The following is a 17,756-nucleotide window of genomic DNA, read 5'->3' as shown; positions in this document are numbered from 1 at the left end:
ACCCAGGGCCTCCCAGAATCTCACGACTTCTGACACTCCCAGATGTCATGAGATCCAACAGTCCCAGAAGTCATGAGACAACACAGTACCTGTAGGTGCCGAACCGTCACCACCAGGTACGAAGCGTCGACCAGAAAGTACGAACCGTCGTCGTTAGTGCCGAACCGGAGCCTGGGTGATCAGCGGCGAACCGCCTCACAGGTCGTAGTCGACCACGACCGGGGCGTGGTCGGACCAGCGCTCGGCGTAGCTGGGTGCCCGGTCAACGGTGAAGGAGCGGGCCCGCTCGGCCAACTGCGGCGTCGCCACCTGGTAGTCGATGCGCCAGCCGGCGTCGTTGTCGAAGGCCTTGCCGCGCTGCGACCACCAGGTGTATGGCCCCTGCGCGTCGGGCGCGAGGCTGCGCGCCACGTCCACCCACCCGGACCCGAACCAGCGCTCTAGGTAGGCGATCTCCTCGTCCAGCACCCCTGCGGACTTGTTGTGGTTGGGACGCCAGTTCTTGATATCGCGCTCGGAGCGCACGATGTTCAGGTCCCCGGCCATGAGCACGTTCGGCCCGCCGGCCGCCGCATCGGCGAGCAGCGTCGTCATGCGCGCGTCCACCAGGTTCAGGTGTGCATACTTCTGGTCCATCTTCACGGTACCCACCTGACCGGAGTGGAAGTAGGCGGACACGACCGTCAGCGGGGTTTGAGCCCCGGCACCGTTTGTGGCCGTCAGGTCCACCTCCAGCCAGCGGCCGGAGTCCACATCCGGCTCCTCGCTCCCGGGCGCGGAGACGCCGCGACGCACCGCGCCTGCGGTCACCGGCGCACCCTGACGCACCGCCACGGCGACGCCGGCCCTTCCCTTCACGCGGCACGGCCAGATCACCGACTCGTAGCCGGGCAGCAGCGCGGCCGCGGTGGCTTCGTCGGCGCGTACCTCTTGTAACAGCAGTACATCCGGGGCGCTGGACTCCAGCCAGGAGTCCATGTGCTTACGGGCTGCAGCCCTGATGCCGTTGACGTTGATAGTGGCTACGCGCATGGGGTCCGAGTGTACGTGTACGTCCGCCCGGCCACGAGTCCTAACCAGCCAGCGGATTTGGACAGCGCCGCTTCTACCGATCTCGGTACGTAACGTCTGCCGACCTCGGCACGTGACTTCTACCGACCTCGGCGGGGGTTTGGGGAGGCGGCTCGCGCCGACGCTCCTCGCGGTGCCCCTGTCAGGCCGCGGGTATTCCTGAGACAATGGCGCCATGGAGCGCAGGTTCTTTGACGTCTTCCGCCGCCAGCCAAGCAATCCCGAGCCAGCTGCTGAGGCTCCTGCGGCCCGCGCCGACGGGGACCGGGCCGCAGGAGGCTCCGGCGAAGCCAATGACGCCGCCCCCGCGTCCGATCGCCACCGCACGATTCACGCCATAGTCTCCGGGCGCGTGCAAGGGGTCGGCTTCCGCTGGTCCTGCATGGAGGAGGGGGAGCGGCTCGGGCTGGTGGGCGAGGTGCGCAACCTGGACGACGGCGACGTGGAGGTCTTCGCCCAGGGCCCGGCTGACGACGTCGCCCGCATGATCGCCTGGCTGTACCACGGCCCGCGCTGGGCCAGTGTCGCCTCCGTGCGCATCACCGATATGAACCCCGGCAGCCTGCGGCACCGCGCGTTCATCATGGGCAACTGACGCTTCGCGATCCCGGGCATTGCGCGACCCCGGGGCGATCGTGGAGCGCACCCCGGGGTCGCGCGGTGTAGGTGCGGACGGCCGAGCCCACCGCCCGGAAGATCAGCAATCGCGCGCGGTTGAAGCACGGTTGACGTCAGTAGCGGATGGCGTCGATCGGCTTGATCCGCACCGCCACCAGAGCCGGGATGATGCCGGACAACGCGCCCACTACCGTCGCGGCGATAAGACCGATCAAGGCGGCCGACATCGGGAACGGCGGCCTTGTTTCCACCGCTACTCCCAGCAGCGCATCCAATGGCGCTACACGCATGCCTACAATCGCGATGCCGATCCCGATTACACCGGCCACCACGGTTGCCACCACCGACTCCAGCATGATGGAGAAGAAGATCCGGCGGCTAGTGGCGCCGAAGGAGCGGCGCACACCGATCTCGTGGATGCGCTGCTTGACGGTCACCATGGAGATATTGATCAGGCTGAGCGCTCCCAGGATCATGACGAACACGCCCGCGATGGTCACCGTGGTTGTGAAGCCGCTGGTGTCCAGGCCCTGCATTTCCGCGGTGTTTGACCAGGCACTGGTGGAGCCGGCACCGAACTGTGCATCGAGATCCTTGGTTGCCAGGCTGATCAGTTCCTGCTCCTGCTCCTGCCCGGCCCAGATCTCCAAGATTGGGGCCGGCAGCTCGGCACGTGTCTCCTGACTCAGCCACCGCTCGTACGGCGCGGCCAGTGCATAGGCGGTGATCGACTGGGTGCAGTAGTCACTGGCGTCAACGTCGCCTGCGCACCAGGTCAGGTCGTCCGGCTTGAGCACGCCGACGATCGTGTAAGTCGTCCGCGCCGGTGAGTGGGCCCGCACGGTGAGCGGACCATCCAGGGTCGTGTACCCCAGCTGCTCGAGGAAGCCCTGGGAGACGACCAGCGCGGGGGAGAGGTCGTCCTCGTCGGCGGCGGAGAACCAGCGGCCCTGCGCCACGGCGGTGTGGTGAAGCGTGCCGTATCCGAGGCTGACAACATTGGTCTCCACGGAGCGGGAGCCGCCGGGGAAGGCCAGCCGCAGCTGCTGCGGGTAATTGGTGGCCCAGCTGCTCGCACTGTAACGCTCCACCAGCCTCATCTGCGCCTCGGTGATGCGGGCGGTGGTGTCGGTGCCGGACTCGGTTCCGGCGGTCTCCATGGCCTCGGCAACACCGGGGTCGTCTGAACCGGTGGTGAAGTCACCACTGACTCCGCGCCCGGTCGGCGCGACATCGATCCGCACTGTTCCGGGACGGCCGGCGTAGCTGGCGATCTCCTGGTCGATGATCGCGCTGGTCACCTGGCCCAGGGCAATCACGAAGGTCATGGCGGCCACCGCCGCCCCCACCCCGACCAGGGACAGCATGACTCGCAGCTTGCCAATGCGCAGCTGCGCCCAGGCCTCCACCAGGGCGCCGAAGAAACCGGTGAATACGCCAGTCATGATGCCGCCTCCTCGGGAACTGCGTTGATCTCCTCAGTGAACTCGTCCAGTCCGCCGGTGCGCTCGTGGTGCACGGTGATCGGGGTGAGTACGCCGTGGTCGAGCCGGTACTGGGTGTGGGCGCGGCCGGCCACCGCCAGGTCGTGGGTGATGACGATGAGCGCCGCACCGGTCTCGTGGCACTGGCGCTCGAGCAGCTCCATGACCAGCGCGCCGGTGTCGACGTCGAGCGCCCCGGTGGGCTCATCAGCCAGAATCACCCGCGGGCGGCGGGCCAGGGCACGCGCGATGGCGACCCGCTGCTGCTCGCCCCCGGACAAATTGCCGATGGGGGCGCCGATCTTCTCCTCCAGACCAACCGCGGCCAGTAGCTCCTCAGCTCGCCTCGTGCGGGTCCAGAAGGCGGAGCCCGTGTCATACAGGAGCGGCGCCGCCACATTCTCCGTGGTGGACAGCCCGGCGATGAGGTTGAAGGACTGGAAGACGAAGCTGAAGGTCCGCCCGCGCAACCGGGCCCGGCGGGCTTCGCCCAGGCGGCGCGTATCCTGCCGCTCCACGGTGTAGGTGCCGGAGGTGGGCTGGTCGATCAGACCGATCAGGTTAAGCAGCGTGGACTTGCCGGTGCCCGAGCGGCCCACGACGGCTACGTGCTCGCCTGCTGCAACATCTAGGTTCACGTCGGTGAGGATCTGCAGGGGAGGGGCGCCGGGCACCTCGAAGGTGCGGGCGATACCCCGCATGCTCAATAACGGGTTCACAGGAGCTCCTCGCCGTTCTCGTCGTAGCAGGCGGAGCCGTCCGGCTCGCAGGTGTTCGGCTCGCCGGTGCGCGCGATGTCCTTGTTGGGCACGAACAGCAGGATCTCGTCGCCCTCGGCCAGGCCGTCGGTCACCTGGACGCTCTCACCGTTGGTGATACCCAGGGTCACTTCCCGCTTCTCGGCGGCGTCTGGGGCGGCGGGGTCGGTGACCACCCACACGTTCCCCTTGGTGACGCTGCCCTCCACGGCAGTAACCGGCACGATCAGCGTGTCCGTGGCCGAGCCGGCGTCCACGCCGATCGTCACCGAGAGACCCGGGAAGACCTGCTGCTGGGCGGGAACCGCGCAGCGTACTTCAACGGTGGTGCCATCGCCGGTGGTAGTCGTTACCTCGCCGGTCTCGGAAGTGGTGGTCGAGGTGGTCTCCCGAGTGCCAATCTTCAGGCCCGTGCACTCAAACGGCGCCGGCCCGCCGTCGACGGTGAGGGTGGCCGAGGAGGGGGCGTTGGTGAGCCGGTACTGCTGGTCGGCGGTGATCGTCCCCTTGGCGGAGAACGTGCCGGGGGAGACGGTAGCCACCACCATGCCCACGCTGGTCTCCTGGTCCTGGATGACGTTGAAGGAGACTACGCCGCTGGCAGGGGCATAGACGGTGGACCAGGTGACCTTGTCCTCCACTGGCGTCTGCACGGGATTGCCCTCATCATCGACGCTTACGGTCGGCTCCTGGGGCTGAACCTGCTTGAGGTAGATCAGTGGCTCCCCCTGAGTGACAGTCGCTCCCTTGCTGACTGCGAAGGAGTCGACGACGCCGTTTAGGTTCGCCTGTGCCTCCACCGCGGCGTCCTCCACGATCTGTCCCTTGACGTCAACCGTGTTTGCGATATCGCCGGTGGTCACCACGGTGGTCTGCGTGGTGGCGTCGATGCCGGGGGTGATGTCCACGGTTGTGCCGGCCTTGGAATCGGGGAAGAAGGCGATCTTCACCAACGCGAGCGCGATCACAAGGGCAATCAGGGTCTTTAAGGTGGGCAGGACATAGCGCTTCACGGCGAACCTCCGGTCGGCCGTCATGGCCGAGTGGGCGTAGGGGCGGGTGTGCGGCCAAGCCCAGGCAAAATGCCGGGCCAGGCGAGACACCACGAGGCTATGCCGAGTTGTGTCCCGACACACTCATCCGCAGGTAGGAGAACACCCTGATTCCCCCCGGGTGCGGGGGTGGGGAGTCTCCTCCGCCAGGATGAGGCGGCGCCGCGCTTGCCGCGTACACGGCCCAGCGCCCACCCTGATCGGGCCCTGAACTGCACTGCCCGCGGCTCTTTCAGGAGGCAGCGTCCTGCGAACCGCCCTGCGACCCGCCCCGCGAAGACGGCACGCGGTGGCACTTACGATCGGAGCGTCCGCGTTCGTCCCCGGGCCGTGCGGGGCGCGCTGCCGGTGCCTGCCGCGGCCGCCGGCTCAGGCCAGGCGACCGGCCGGCGCGGAGGGCACTGCGTTCAGGAACGCGGGAGCAGCGAACCCGTGCTGCGCGTAGGCGTCTACTACGGCACGGGCAACCGCGTCCACGGCGGGGGTGTCCACCAGTGCGATGGCGCTGCCGCCGAAGCCGCCCCCGGTCATGCGCGCGCCGTGGGCGCCGGCCGCCCGGGCTGCTTCCACAGCCACGTCAAGCTCGGGGCAGGTGACCTCGTAGTCCACCCGCAGCGACTCGTGGCTGGCGTCCATGAGCTCACCCGCGCGAGCCAGCTTCCCCCCGGCCAGCGGCGCTCCGTCCTGTAGCAGCTCCACCAGGCGGCGGGTACGGTCGATCTCGGTGACTACGTGGCGAGTGCGCGCCACCAGCACGTCGGCGTCCTGCGCCCCGGAGCTCTCCAGCCGCTTCAGGGCGGCCGCGAGCGAGTCAGCCTGGATATCGGCCAGTAGCTCGACGCCGAGGAGCTCGGCTGCGCGCTCACACGCCGAGCGGCGGGCCCCGTACTGGCCGTCCACCAGGGAGTGCTTGGCCTTGGTGTCGATCACCAGCAGGGTGAGGCCCGCAGCCGCAAGGTCGAAGGGCACGTGCGCCACCGAGCCGTCCCGGCAGTCCAGCTCCAGGGCGTGTCCGGCGCGGCAGCGCATGGAGGCGGACTGGTCCATGCCACCAGTGGGGGCACCCGCCATCTCGTTCTCGGCGCGGATGCACGCCTCTACCAGGCGGGCGCGGCCGGCGTCGTCGGGCTGTTCCGCCGTCCCGGCCAGGCCGAGGGCGTTGACGTCATCCAGGGCTACGGCGGTGGCGCACTCCAGGGCGGCCGAGGAGGACAGCCCCCCTCCCAGCGGCACGCAGGAGTAAAGGGCGGCGTCAAAGCCGTGCAGGGGCCCGAACCCGTCGCGCTCAAGCGCCCAGGCGACCCCGGCCACATAGGCGTTCCAATGCCGGACCTCCCCAGGGGAGCCCTTCGGGCCGATGGCGTCCAGGTCTAGCACGTCGATGGTCTCGCGAGTCTGCGGGGACACCAGCCGGATGGTGCGGTCCTCACGACTACGCAGCGCCAAGTGGGCCCGATGCGGCAGCGCGATCGGCAGCGCCAGGCCGCCGTTGTAGTCGGTGTGCTCCCCGATGACGTTCACGCGTCCGGGGGCGTACCACACGCCGTCGGGTTCGGTGCCGAATGCGTCCCGGAACAGGGCGGTGGCGGCACCAGCACCCTCCTGCGGGGTGAGCGCGGGGGAGAAGACGGGCTCGGATCCGACGACGGCGGCGGTTTGAGACTCGGTGCTCGACATGAGGTCATTCTGCCAGACGAAGCGGTCGTCCCGGTATGCCCGCTCGGGGACTGCCCGGGGGTGAACCCGGGAGGCGGTCGGGGATGTCCCTGAGGCTGTTAATAGGGGTAGGGTGCAGCTGACATTGGTCGTGCTCGAGAACAGAACCGGAGGAACGCGCGCTTCATGGACGTTCCCGTGCCCGCACCCAGCCAATGCGTCCTCGGTGTGACCATCGTGCTGCCGGAGCCCTGGGCGACCCGTGTGCGCAGCGTGCGCACGGCCGTGGGAGACCCCCACGGCAATGCGATACCGCCCCACATCACCCTGCTGCCACCCACCGCGGTGGACAAGGACGACTTGGCGGCTGTGACGGCCCATGTGAGCCGGGTGGCCGCCCGGACTGCGCCCTTCAACCTGCGCGCCGCCGGCGTCGGCACCTTCCGGCCGGTCAGCCCGGTGGTCTTCCTCGGCGTCGCCGAGGGGGCAGGCGCTATCGATGCGCTCCAGCAGGCGTTGCGCGCCGACGACGGGCCGCTCAGACGCACCCTGCGCTTCCCCTTCCACCCGCACGTAACCCTCGCGCACGAGGTTGACGACGACGCGCTTGACCGCGCCGCGCGCTCGGGCAGCGACATCGCGGCGGCCTTCGTGGTCGACCGGATCCACCTTCAGCGCCTGGCGTCGGACGGCAGCTGGGTCTCGTTGGCGACCCCCGCCCTGGGAGTCACGGAGACCCTCCTTCGCGAGCCGCACCCGCTAGCCTGACGCGGTGAACGCTGCGCTTGATCCCGAACGGCACGCCAGTACGGCGGCCCTGCCCGTCATGGGTGAACCCGATGCCCCCGTCCTCCACGCGATCATTCCCGCCGGCGGCGCCGGCACCAGGCTGTGGCCGCTCAGCCGCCGCCGACGCCCCAAGTTCCTGCTGGACCTGACCGGCTCCGGGCAAAGCCTGCTGCAGGGCACCGTGACCCGCCTGGCCCCCCTGGCGGCGACGACGACGGTGGTCACCGGCGCCGCCCACGTGGCCGCCGTCGCCCGGCAGCTCCCGGACCTGCCCGAGGCGAACCTGCTGGCCGAGCCTGCCCCGCGCGACTCCATGGCCGCCATCGGCCTGGCCGCCGCCGTGATCGCCCGCCGCCACGGGCGCGAGGCGATTGTCGGCTCCTTCGCCGCGGATCACCTGGTGGCCGATGCCGCCGCCTTCCGCAGCGCGGTCCGCCAGGCGGCTGTACTGGCGGCGGCGGGCTGGTTGGTCACCATCGGTATCGAGGCCACCGGACCGTCCACGGCCTTCGGCTACATCCACGCCGGTGACGCCCTGGACGTGCCCGGGGCGCCGGACGGACGCCGAGTCCTCGGCTTCACCGAGAAACCGGACGCCGCTACCGCCGCCCGCTACCTGGCTACCGGCGACTACCGGTGGAACGCCGGCATGTTCGTGGTGCGCGCCGGCGTCCTCCTGGACCACCTGGCGGAGCGCCGGCCCGCGCTGGCAGCTGGCATAGACGAGATCGCCGCTGCCTGGGACACCCCCGAGCAGGACGCCGTCATGGCGCGGGTATGGACTTCCCTGGAGGCTATCGCCATCGACCATGCCATCGCCGAGCCCGTGGCCGCCGCCGGCGGCGTGGCGACGGTCCCCGGAGACATGGGCTGGGACGACGTCGGCGGCTTCGACACCCTCTCCGGGCTCGTCTCCCCGCGCGCGGCGGGACCGGCGGCCGGGGCGGCGGTCCTGGGCGAGGCCGACGTCGAGGCGGTCGACGCCGCCGGGGCACTGGTCGCCTCTACTTCCGGCCGCAAGGTGGTGCTGCTGGGAACCCCCGGCATCGTTGTGGTGGATACTCCCGACGCGCTGCTGGTGACCACCCCGGAGCGCGCCCAGGACGTCAAGGGCGTCGTCGATCGGCTCAAGGCGGAAGATCGGGACGCACTGCTGTGACTCCCCGGGATGCGTCCGTGGCCGCCGATGCCGGTCCTCACGTCGGCCGATCGTGACCGAGCGCTTACCGGGTGCCCGCTCGTCCCGCACCTGCAAGTTGTGCAAGGAGTTGCAAGACGTCGGCTGGGATGCGGCTGCGCCCGGCACTGGCCGGGGCTGGAGCGGAGCTGCGGCGCGGGTCACGTCATGGTCGCAATGCGGCGATATCGTGCCGTTTGTGTGGCAGGTCTCAGGGGAGTGCCTATGCTGGTTGCCTGAGCCGGTGCCGCCCCGGCCGGCTCCTTGCAAGGGCGCAAGCCCGTACCCCATATGGAGACACGACCGTGAAGAAGAAGTATCCCGCCATTACGCTCGGCCTGGTCGCAGCGCTGTCGCTTGCCGCCTGCGGCTCGGCCCCGGACTCCTCCGGCGGAGACACCGGCGATTTCCTCGCCTGCATGGTGTCCGACGAGGGCGGGTTCGACGACCAGTCCTTCAACCAGTCCGGCAAGGAGGGCCTGGACCGCGCTGCCGCCGACCTCGGCGTGCAGACCAAGCTCGTCGAGTCCCAGTCCATATCCGACTACCCCACCAACGTCGACTCCCTGGTACAGCAGAACTGCGACCTGATCATCGGCGTCGGCTTCAACCTCGCCGCCGACCTTGCCGCGGCCGCCCAGGAGAACCCGGATATCAACTTCGCGCTCATCGACGCTCCCTTCACCGATGCCGAGGGAAACTTGGTTGAGCTGGACAACGCCAAGCCGCTGACCTTCAACACTGCCGAGGCCGCCTACCTCGCCGGCTATGCCGCTGCCGGCACCACCGAGAGCGGCAAGGTCGCCACTTACGGGGGTGGAGTCCTTCCTACCGTGCAGATCTTCATGGAGGGCTTCGCCAAGGGCGTGGAGAAGTACAACGAGGACAACGACGCCAACGTCGAGGTCCTCGGCTGGGACCCTGACAACCCGGGCTCCGGCTCCTTCGTGGGCAACTTCACCGACACTCCTATGGGCCAGCAGCTGACCGAGCTGTTCCTCTCCCAGGGTGCCGACATTGTGATGCCCGTGGCCGGCCCGGTCGGCTCCGGCACGATCGCGGCGGTCAAGGCGGCCGGTGACGACAACAACGCGATCGTCTGGGTGGACGCCGACGGCTATCTCAGCACCGAGTCCCTCGGCGGCAGCAAGTACATGCTGACCTCTGTGGTCAAGGGCATCGGTACCGCCGTGTACGACACCGTCCAGGAGGCCACCTCGGGCAACTTCACCTCTGAGCCCTTCATCGGCACCCTCGCCAATGACGGCGTGTCCATCGCCGACTACCACGACTGGTCCGACCGGGTCCCCGACGAGGTCAAGGAGCAGGTCGAGGTACTCAAGCAGCAGATCATCGACGGCACCCTCGACGTGTCCACGCCCTACGACCCGTCCTGATCGGGGCTGCGCCAATTCAACCCGGTGACGCCGTCGTCCTTGACGGGGCGGCGGCGTCACTGGCGCCCGGCCCGGTAGTCTTTCCCTGCTCGACGCCCACTCCACCGTTAACCATCGCCTGAACCCCACAGGAAGCGAGCCCCCAGTGCTGCTCGAACTCCGCGGAATCACCAAGGTCTTCGGATCCCTTGTGGCCAACGACCACATCGACGTCAAAGTCGAACCCGGCCAGATCCACGCCCTCCTGGGCGAGAACGGCGCCGGCAAGTCGACGCTCATGAACGTCCTGTACGGCCTGTACGACCCCGACGACGGCGAGATCCTTATCGACGGCCGTCCGGTCACCTTCAAGGGCCCCGGCGACGCCGTCGCGGCCGGCATCGGCATGGTCCACCAGCACTTCATGCTGGTGCCCGTGTTCACCGTGGCCGAATCCGTGGCCCTGGGCTACGAGCCGGTGGGCAAGGCCGGCGTCATCGACGCCAAGGCCGCCGCCGCGAAGGTGCGGGAGATCTCCGAGCGCTTCGGCTTCGACGTAGACCCGGACGCCTACATCGAAGACCTGCCCGTGGGCGTACAACAGCGAGTCGAGATCATCAAGGCCCTCTCCCGCGACGCCAAGGTCCTTATCCTCGATGAGCCCACCGCCGTGCTCACCCCGCAAGAGACCGACGAGCTGATCGCCATCATGCGCGACCTCAAGGCCGCCGGCACCTCCATCGTGTTTATCACCCACAAGCTCCGCGAGGTGCGCGAGGTGGCGGACACGATCACCGTCATCCGCCGCGGCAAGGTCGTCGGCAGCGCCGAGCCGACCGCCTCCCAGGCCGAGCTCGCCGGGCTCATGGTCGGCCACTCCGTCTCCCTCACGGTGGACAAGGACGCGCCCACGCTGGGCGGCGTCGGCCTGGAGCTGAAGGATGTCAGCCTGGTTGATGAGGGCAGCACTCTGCTCGACGACGTCAGCCTGCAGGTGCGCTCCGGCGAGATCGTCGGCGTGGCCGGGGTGCAGGGCAATGGCCAGACCGAGCTTGCCGACGTGCTGCTGGGATTGCGTGCACCCACCGTCGGCTCAGTGCACTTCGGCGGCCAGGACGTCACCCCCCTGGGCGTCCACCAGCGCATCGGCGCCGGCCTCGGCTTCGTCCCCGAGGACCGCTCCACCGACGGCATGGTTGCCGCATTCTCCGTGGCCGAGAACATGATCCTGGACCGCTTCGACGACCCCGCTTTCGGTTCCGGGCCGTCCATCAATCCCACCAAGGTCCGCAACCACGCTGAGCAGCTGCGCGACGAGTTCGACGTACGCGTCACCGACGTCGCCGATCCCATCTCCACTTTGTCCGGCGGCAACCAGCAGAAGGCGATCCTTGCCCGGGAGCTGTCCCGCCAGCTCAAGGTTCTGGTGGCCTCACAGCCCACCCGGGGGCTCGACGTCGGCTCCATCGAATTCGTCCACAAGCGCATCGTGCAGGAGCGTGACAACAACACCGCCGTGTTGATCATCTCCTCCGAGCTGGATGAGATCTACTCCCTGTCAGACCGCATAGCCGTCATGTACCGCGGCCGGATCGTCGGCGTCGTGCCGCCGGATACACCCCGCGACGTGTTGGGCCTCATGATGGCAGGCGTCCCCCTCGACCAGGCCCGCGCCCAGGAGGAGAACCGATGAGCGAAGCTATCCCAAACGGCGCCGCGCAGGCGGAATCACGGACGGGTCGGCCGTCCGTCGTCCCACCCGCCCAGCACACGGACAATCAGCCGGAGCAGCCGGGTGTACTGCGGCAGATCGCCGAGTCCAACATCCTTATGGGCGTGCTTGCGGTTTTCTCCGCCATGATTGTCGGCTCGCTGTTGATCCTGCTCGCCGACGACAACGTGCGCACCACCGCCGGTTACCTGTTCGCACGCCCCAGCGACTTCTTCGGTGCGGTCGGCTCGTGCCTGGTGGACGCCTACGCGGCCATGGTCCGCGGCGGCATCTTCGACTGGCAAGCATCCTCGGTCGCGCGCATGTGGCGCCCCATCACCGAAACCCTCACCGTGGCCACGCCGCTGATCCTGGCGGGCCTGGGCATGGCGGTGGCCTTCCGCGCCGGCCTGTTCAACGTCGGTGGGCAGGGGCAGATCATCCTCGGCGCCATCGTCGGCGGTTACGTCGGCTTCGCCTGGAACCTGCCCAGCGGGCTGCACATGCTGGTGGCGGTGCTCGGCGCCATCCTCGGCGGCGCCCTGTGGGGAGCCATCCCCGGCGTGCTACGCGCCACCACCGGTGCCAGCGAGGTCATCACCACCATCATGCTCAACTCCGTTGCCGCCTACCTGATAGCGCATCTGCTCACCACGGCCACCTTCATCGGTGCGGGCAACGCCAACCCCAAGTCACTGCCGGTGGCGGCTAGCGCCCAGTACCCCAAACTGATCGGCGGTCCCTTCCGGCTACACCTGGGCTTCATCGTGGCCCTGCTGGCCGCCTTGTTCGTGTGGTGGCTGCTGGAGCGCAGCGAGATCGGTTTCCAGTTCCGCGCCACCGGCCTGAACCCGCAGGCGGCGCTGACCGCAGGCATCAACGTGCCCCGGATCACCGCCCTGGTCATGATCGTCTCCGGTGCCCTGTGCGGGCTGGCGGCAACCGCCCCGGTGCTCGGCACCCAGCACTACCTGACCGGCTCGGTGGCGGGCAGCATCGGCTTCGATGCCATGACCGTGGCCCTGCTGGGCCGCTCCACCCCGCAGGGCACCGTGCTGGCCGGGCTGCTGTTCGGTGCCCTGACCGCGGGCGGAACCACCATGCAGGCCGCCACCGGTACCCCGATCGACATCGTGCTGGTGCTGCAGTCCATGATCGTGCTGTTCATCGCGGCCCCGCCGCTGGTGCGCGCCATCTACCACCTGCCCGCACCCGGCTCCTGGCGGCGGAGCCGCCGCGAGGTCGTCGACGCTGCCGCCGTCGCCGGCCCGGCCGTTGAGAAGAAGGAGGCCTGAGCCATGACTGCCTCACCCACCGCCGCTCCGACCCGCGACGCCAGCCCGAGAACGGAGCCGACCGTCGTCGTCGAGCCGATCGCCTACAAGCTGCCGATCACCGGCACCGTCGTAGTCGTTCTGGAACTGCTGATGGGCCTGCTAAGCCACGGCGACACTCGCTTCCAGCTGGCCACCAAGGCCGACTTCTTGAAGATTCCCGTGCTCACCCTCGGCTCCCGCCCCGTGATCGTGGTGATGGTGCTGCTGGCTGCGGCGATCACCGCCTACATGTGGATGCGTGCCGTGGGCCGTGCACCGATCCCCAACTGGGCGGGGCTGGTGCTGGGAGCCAGTTTCATCATCGCCTTCCTCACCTGGGCCGGCGCCGGACGCCCCACCGTCATCCCGCTGGTGACAATCCTGTCCTCCACCCTCGCACTGTCCGTGCCGCTGGTGTTCGGCGGGCTCGCCGGCGTGGTGGGGGAGCGCTCGGGCACCATCAACATCGCCATCGAGGGCCAGCTGCTGGGCGGCGCCTTCCTGGGCGCGGTGGTCGCATCGATCACCGGCTCCGCCTGGGCCGGCATGATCGCCGCCCCCTTCGCCGGTATCCTGGTAGCCCTGCTGCTTGCCCTGTTCGGACTGAAGTACCGGGTCAACCAGATCGTGGTCGGCGTGGTCCTCAACGTGTTCGTGTCCGGCCTGACTAGCTTCCTGTTCTCCACGGTGCTGACCGACAACCCGGCGCGGCTGAACGCCTCCATGCGCCTGCCCACCCTGCCGATCCCGGTGCTCTCCCAGATCCCGATCATCGGCCCGGTGCTGTTCCGGCAGACGATTCTGGTGTACTTGATGTACGCGGCCGTCGCGGTGCTGTCCTTCATGCTGTTCCGCTCCCGCTGGGGCCTGCGCATGCGTGCCTGCGGCGAGCACCCGCGGGCCGCGGACACCGTGGGCATCAACGTCATGCGCACCCGCGTGAACAACCTGATGCTGGGCGGCGCGCTGGCGGGCCTGGGCGGCGCCTTCTTCACCGTTGGCTCCGGCCTGGCCTTCACCAAGGACATGTCATCCGGCAACGGCTACATCGCCCTGGCCGCCATGATCCTGGGCGCCTGGAACCCGGTGGGCACCCTGTACGCCGCGCTCCTATTCGGCTTCGCCACTGCGGTGGGGCAGACGCTGTCCGTCATCGGCTCCCCGATCCCGGCGAACATCATCCTTATGATCCCCTACATCGTGACGGTCTTCGCCGTCGCCGGCTTCGTGGGGCGCGTGCGCGCCCCTGCCGCCGAGGGGGTCCCGTACCCGTGATCGGCGCCGACAACCACCCGGCCGGGCCGGCCCGGGCCGTCTCCGACTCCGTGCCCGCCGTCGACGCGGACATGTGGGCGCGGCTGCGGGCACTGGCCACAGAGGCCATGCGGTGCGCCTACGCGCCCTACTCCCACTTCCGGGTGGGGGCCGCCGCCCTGGTCGACGACGGCCGTCTGGTATCCGGCTGCAACGTGGAGAACGCCGGCTACGGGGTAACCCTGTGCGCGGAGTGCGGGCTGGTCTCCGAGCTCGTACGCACCGGCGGAGGCCGCCTGATCGCCTTCGTGTGCGTCGACGGCGACGCGCGGCCCTGTTCCCCGTGCGGCCGCTGCCGCCAAGTGCTGTCCGAGCACGCCCACCCGGACATGCTGCTGGACCTGCCGTCGGGCGTCATGAGCATTGACCAGGTGCTCCCCGACCGCTTCACCAGCGCCGACATCGAGCGGGTCACCGGCACAGCCGCACCCCTACCTGAAGGAGACCGGCCGTGACCGCATCCGTCAAACCGTCTTCCGCCCCCGCCGCCCCAACGTCCCCGGCGGTGGAGCCCTTCGACGCCGTTGACGTGATCGCTGCCAAGCGCGACCGCCAGCGGCTCACAGACGCCCAGATCGACTGGGTGGTCGACGCCTACACCCGCGGCGTGGTCGCCGACGAGCAGATGAGCGCCCTGGCCATGGCGATCTACCTCAACGGCATGGACCGGGGCGAGATCGCCCGCTGGACCGACGCCATGATCCGCTCCGGGGAGCGCATGGACTTTTCCGCCCTGGGACGCCCTACAGCGGACAAGCACTCCACGGGCGGAGTGGGTGACAAGATCACCTTGCCGCTGGCGCCGCTGGTGGCTGTCTTCGGCGTCAGTGTTCCGCAGCTGTCCGGCCGCGGCCTGGGCCACACCGGCGGCACCCTGGACAAGCTCGAGTCCATTCCCGGCTGGCGGGCGGCGCTGAGCAACGACGAGATCCTGGACATGCTGTCCGCCGACGGTCCCGGCGCCGTTATTTGCGCCGCCGGCAGCGGGCTGGCCCCTGCCGACAAGAAGCTGTACGCGCTGCGGGACACCACCGCTACTGTCTCCTGTGTGCCGCTGATCGCCTCCTCCATCATGAGCAAGAAGATCGCCGAGGGCACCGGCGCGCTGGTCCTGGACGTCAAGGTCGGCTCCGGCGCCTTCATGAAGGAGATCGACCAGGCGCGCGAACTCGCGCAGACCATGGTGGCGCTCGGCACGGACGCCGGCGTGACCACCCGCGCCCTGCTCACCGACATGTCCACGCCGCTGGGATTGACCGCCGGAAACGCCCTGGAGGTGCGCGAGGCCGTCGAGGTGCTTTCCGGTGGGGGACCGGCCGACGTCGTCGACCTGACCGTGGCGCTAGCGGGCGAGATGCTCTCCGCGGCCGGGCACACCGTGGACGCGGACGAGCTGCGCGCCGCCCTGGGCGACGGGCGCGCCATGGACGTGTGGCGGGAGATGATCCGCCGCCAGGACGGCGACCCCGACGCCCCCCTGCCCGTGGCTCCCGAGACCGAGACCGTCACTGCCGCCGTGGACGGCGTGCTCACCCGCCTGGACGCCCTGGGCGTGGGGGTGGCCGCCTGGCGCCTGGGGGCCGGCCGAGCCCGCAAGGAGGACCCGGTGCAGGCAGTCGCCGGCGTCGAAATGCACGCCAAGCCGGGTGACACCGTGCGCGCCGGCCAGCCGCTGCTCACCCTGCACACCGCTACCCCGGAGCGCTTCGAGCGCGCCCGCGCCGCGCTCGAGGACGCGATCGCCGTGCGCCCCGCCGACTCTCCGGAGGCCCGGGAGGCCGTGGCCCGCCGCCGCGTCGGCGTGGTGCTGGACCGGATTGTCTGAAGAGGCCGTGGTGGACTCCCGCACGTCGGCCGCCGAGCTGCCCGGGGCGCGTGTGGTGAACGCCCGTCTGCGCGTGGGTGGCTTCACCACCGCCGGTGGCGCCGTCACTCTTGCCCAGTGCGACGGCACCACCTGTGGAGCAACTGCGGTTCTGGCGGCCCGCCTCCTGCTCGGCGGTCCCAGCGCCGGTGTGCAGACTCCCGTCCCCGGCACCGCCCGCCCGGGCCGAGTCCTGCAGGAGACTCTGGCCGCCTCCCAGCGGAGCCTGCAGCGTGCCATGAACCGGCATGCGGGAGGGCCACTGGGCCCCCTGCCCTGGACTAGTAGGCTGGGCTCGACCCCGTGGTCCGTCGCCGCCGAGCTGACGCGCGTACTGCGGCGGGTGCGACCCGACATCGAAGCCTGCACCGTGACCTGGGTGGACGACCGGGGCGCCGGCTGGGGCGCCGTCGTGGCGGGCACGCGAGAGCTGCTTGCCGTCGGCGTCCCCGTAATTCTGCTTACGGGAGGACCGCCGGTACGCCATGCCGATGGTGCCGGAGGGGCCCGGCGCCTATTGAATCTGAACCGAATCATCAACGCGATCCCCGCAGTCCCGCGGCACTACGTGCTGGCGCTGCCCTGGAAAGCCATCGGGCGGCAGGACCCCGGCCCCGGCCACGCCCACCTCTACGACCCCTCCAGCGGCGTCGTGCGCGCCCTGGACCTGCTGGCCCCACGCGCGCAGCGCGGGCCCGGTCCCCGCGAGCTGGGCTACTGGCCGCGTGTGCTCGCCGTGATCGCCCCACCGCCGCCCCGTGCCCTACAACCGGCCTGAAACCGGCCTGCAGCAGACCCAGAACAATCCAGAGAAAGGAACGCCATGACCACCCGTGCGGAAGTCGCCGCCATCATCGACCACACCCTGCTCAAGCCCGAGGCCACTGGCGCGCAGGTCGCCGAGCTGATCGCCCAGGGCGCCGAACTGGGCACCTACTCGGTGTGCGTGTCCCCCAGCCAGCTGCCCGTGCAGGCCCCCAAGGGCCTGCACGTGGCCACCGTCTGCGGGTTCCCCTCCGGCGCTCATGCCACCGCCGTCAAGGCGGCCGAGGCCGCCGACTCCGTCGCGAAGGGCGCGGACGAGGTTGACATGGTCGTCAACCTGAAGCTGGTCAAGGAGCACGACTACGCGGGCGTCGAGGCGGACATCCGCGCGGTCAAGGAGGCCGTGGGGGACAAGCTGCTGAAGGTGATCATCGAGTCCGCGGCACTGACCGACGATGAGATCATTGCCGTGTGCCGGGCCGCCGAGGGTGCGGGTGCCGACTACGTCAAGACCTCCACCGGCTTTCACCCGGCGGGCGGCGCCTCGGTGCACGCCGTGGAGCTAATGCGCGCCACGGTGGGGGACCGGCTGGGCGTCAAGGCCTCCGGGGGTATCCGCACCGCTGAGGACGCGCTGGCCATGATCGCGGCCGGCGCCTCCCGGCTAGGCGTATCCGCCACCGTCGCCATCCTGGAGGGCCTGCCCGCCTAATCGCACCGAGACCGGCACTTGTTACGTGCCGAGACCGGCACTAATGACGTGCCGAGACCGGCACTAGAACCGACTCCGCCGCATAGTTGCGCC

The 17,756-nt window shown here is 69.5% G+C and carries 16 protein-coding genes; 11 read left to right on the top strand and 5 right to left on the bottom strand.

The window, feature by feature from the left end; genetic code table 11:
• Nucleotides 1–195 precede the first annotated feature (195 nt).
• The gene (locus GZ998_RS02465; protein WP_161923697.1) at nucleotides 196–1,032 is read right to left on the bottom strand and encodes an exodeoxyribonuclease III; all 837 of its coding nucleotides are present in this window, start codon (nucleotides 1,030–1,032) and stop codon (nucleotides 196–198) included.
• Between the two features lie 214 nt (nucleotides 1,033–1,246).
• Between GZ998_RS02465 and GZ998_RS02460 the strand changes: the two genes are divergently transcribed.
• A complete protein-coding gene (locus tag GZ998_RS02460; RefSeq protein ID WP_161923698.1) occupies nucleotides 1,247–1,666 on the top strand; it encodes an acylphosphatase in 420 nt (139 codons plus the stop codon).
• 136 nt (nucleotides 1,667–1,802) lie between these two features.
• On the opposite strand, the gene GZ998_RS02455 is transcribed toward GZ998_RS02460, so the two are convergent.
• From GZ998_RS02455 to galK, 4 genes are all read right to left on the bottom strand, one after another.
• Entirely contained in the window at nucleotides 1,803–3,134 is a 1,332-nt protein-coding gene (locus tag GZ998_RS02455) for an ABC transporter permease (protein ID WP_161923699.1), read from the bottom strand.
• On the bottom strand, nucleotides 3,131–3,874 hold the full coding sequence (locus tag GZ998_RS02450) for an ABC transporter ATP-binding protein (protein WP_162679367.1): 744 nt from the start codon (nucleotides 3,872–3,874) through the stop codon (nucleotides 3,131–3,133). The genes GZ998_RS02455 and GZ998_RS02450 overlap by 4 nt, the downstream gene beginning before the upstream one ends.
• Before the next feature lie 14 nt (nucleotides 3,875–3,888).
• Complete coding sequence (locus tag GZ998_RS02445; protein WP_237564291.1) at nucleotides 3,889–4,944, bottom strand: efflux RND transporter periplasmic adaptor subunit; 1,056 nt, start codon at nucleotides 4,942–4,944, stop codon at nucleotides 3,889–3,891.
• Between the two features lie 408 nt (nucleotides 4,945–5,352).
• Entirely contained in the window at nucleotides 5,353–6,660 is a 1,308-nt protein-coding gene (galK, locus tag GZ998_RS02440) for a galactokinase (RefSeq protein ID WP_162679362.1), read from the bottom strand.
• 165 nt (nucleotides 6,661–6,825) lie between these two features.
• Between galK and GZ998_RS02435 the strand changes: the two genes are divergently transcribed.
• The 10 genes from GZ998_RS02435 (at nucleotide 6,826) to deoC (ending at nucleotide 17,663) form a co-directional block, all read left to right on the top strand.
• Entirely contained in the window at nucleotides 6,826–7,407 is a 582-nt protein-coding gene (locus GZ998_RS02435) for a 2'-5' RNA ligase family protein (RefSeq protein ID WP_161923701.1), read from the top strand.
• 58 nt (nucleotides 7,408–7,465) lie between these two features.
• Nucleotides 7,466–8,587, top strand: coding sequence for a mannose-1-phosphate guanylyltransferase (locus GZ998_RS02430; protein WP_219108780.1), 1,122 nt, complete (start codon nucleotides 7,466–7,468; stop codon nucleotides 8,585–8,587).
• Nucleotides 8,588–8,910: 323 nt separating this feature from the next.
• The gene (locus GZ998_RS02425; RefSeq protein ID WP_161923702.1) at nucleotides 8,911–10,002 is read left to right on the top strand and encodes a BMP family protein; all 1,092 of its coding nucleotides are present in this window, start codon (nucleotides 8,911–8,913) and stop codon (nucleotides 10,000–10,002) included.
• A 145-nt stretch (nucleotides 10,003–10,147) separates the two neighbouring features.
• Complete coding sequence (locus tag GZ998_RS02420) at nucleotides 10,148–11,674, top strand: ABC transporter ATP-binding protein (protein WP_161923703.1); 1,527 nt, start codon at nucleotides 10,148–10,150, stop codon at nucleotides 11,672–11,674.
• Complete coding sequence (locus GZ998_RS02415; RefSeq protein WP_161923704.1) at nucleotides 11,671–12,987, top strand: ABC transporter permease; 1,317 nt, start codon at nucleotides 11,671–11,673, stop codon at nucleotides 12,985–12,987. The genes GZ998_RS02420 and GZ998_RS02415 overlap by 4 nt, the downstream gene beginning before the upstream one ends.
• Before the next feature lie 3 nt (nucleotides 12,988–12,990).
• Nucleotides 12,991–14,283 carry an ABC transporter permease gene (locus GZ998_RS02410; protein ID WP_161923705.1) on the top strand — a complete coding sequence of 431 codons (1,293 nt, stop codon included), beginning with the start codon at nucleotides 12,991–12,993 and terminating at the stop codon, nucleotides 14,281–14,283.
• Nucleotides 14,284–14,354: 71 nt separating this feature from the next.
• Entirely contained in the window at nucleotides 14,355–14,777 is a 423-nt protein-coding gene (locus tag GZ998_RS02405; protein WP_161925264.1) for a cytidine deaminase, read from the top strand.
• A 50-nt stretch (nucleotides 14,778–14,827) separates the two neighbouring features.
• Nucleotides 14,828–16,147 (top strand): thymidine phosphorylase, encoded by a 1,320-nt coding sequence (locus GZ998_RS02400; protein ID WP_219108778.1) that lies wholly within the window; start codon nucleotides 14,828–14,830, stop codon nucleotides 16,145–16,147.
• Nucleotides 16,140–16,964 carry a hypothetical protein gene (locus GZ998_RS02395; RefSeq protein WP_257504943.1) on the top strand — a complete coding sequence of 275 codons (825 nt, stop codon included), beginning with the start codon at nucleotides 16,140–16,142 and terminating at the stop codon, nucleotides 16,962–16,964. The genes GZ998_RS02400 and GZ998_RS02395 overlap by 8 nt, the downstream gene beginning before the upstream one ends.
• 45 nt (nucleotides 16,965–17,009) lie before the next feature.
• Nucleotides 17,010–17,663 (top strand): deoxyribose-phosphate aldolase, encoded by a 654-nt coding sequence (gene deoC, locus GZ998_RS02390; RefSeq protein ID WP_161923708.1) that lies wholly within the window; start codon nucleotides 17,010–17,012, stop codon nucleotides 17,661–17,663.
• Nucleotides 17,664–17,756 lie beyond the last annotated feature (93 nt).

This window comes from Actinomyces sp. 594, from assembly GCF_019325145.1.
Lineage (GTDB): Bacteria > Actinomycetota > Actinomycetes > Actinomycetales > Actinomycetaceae > Actinomyces.
Note: the sequence above shows the minus strand (reverse complement) of the source record. Positions and strands in the feature narration are given on the sequence as shown.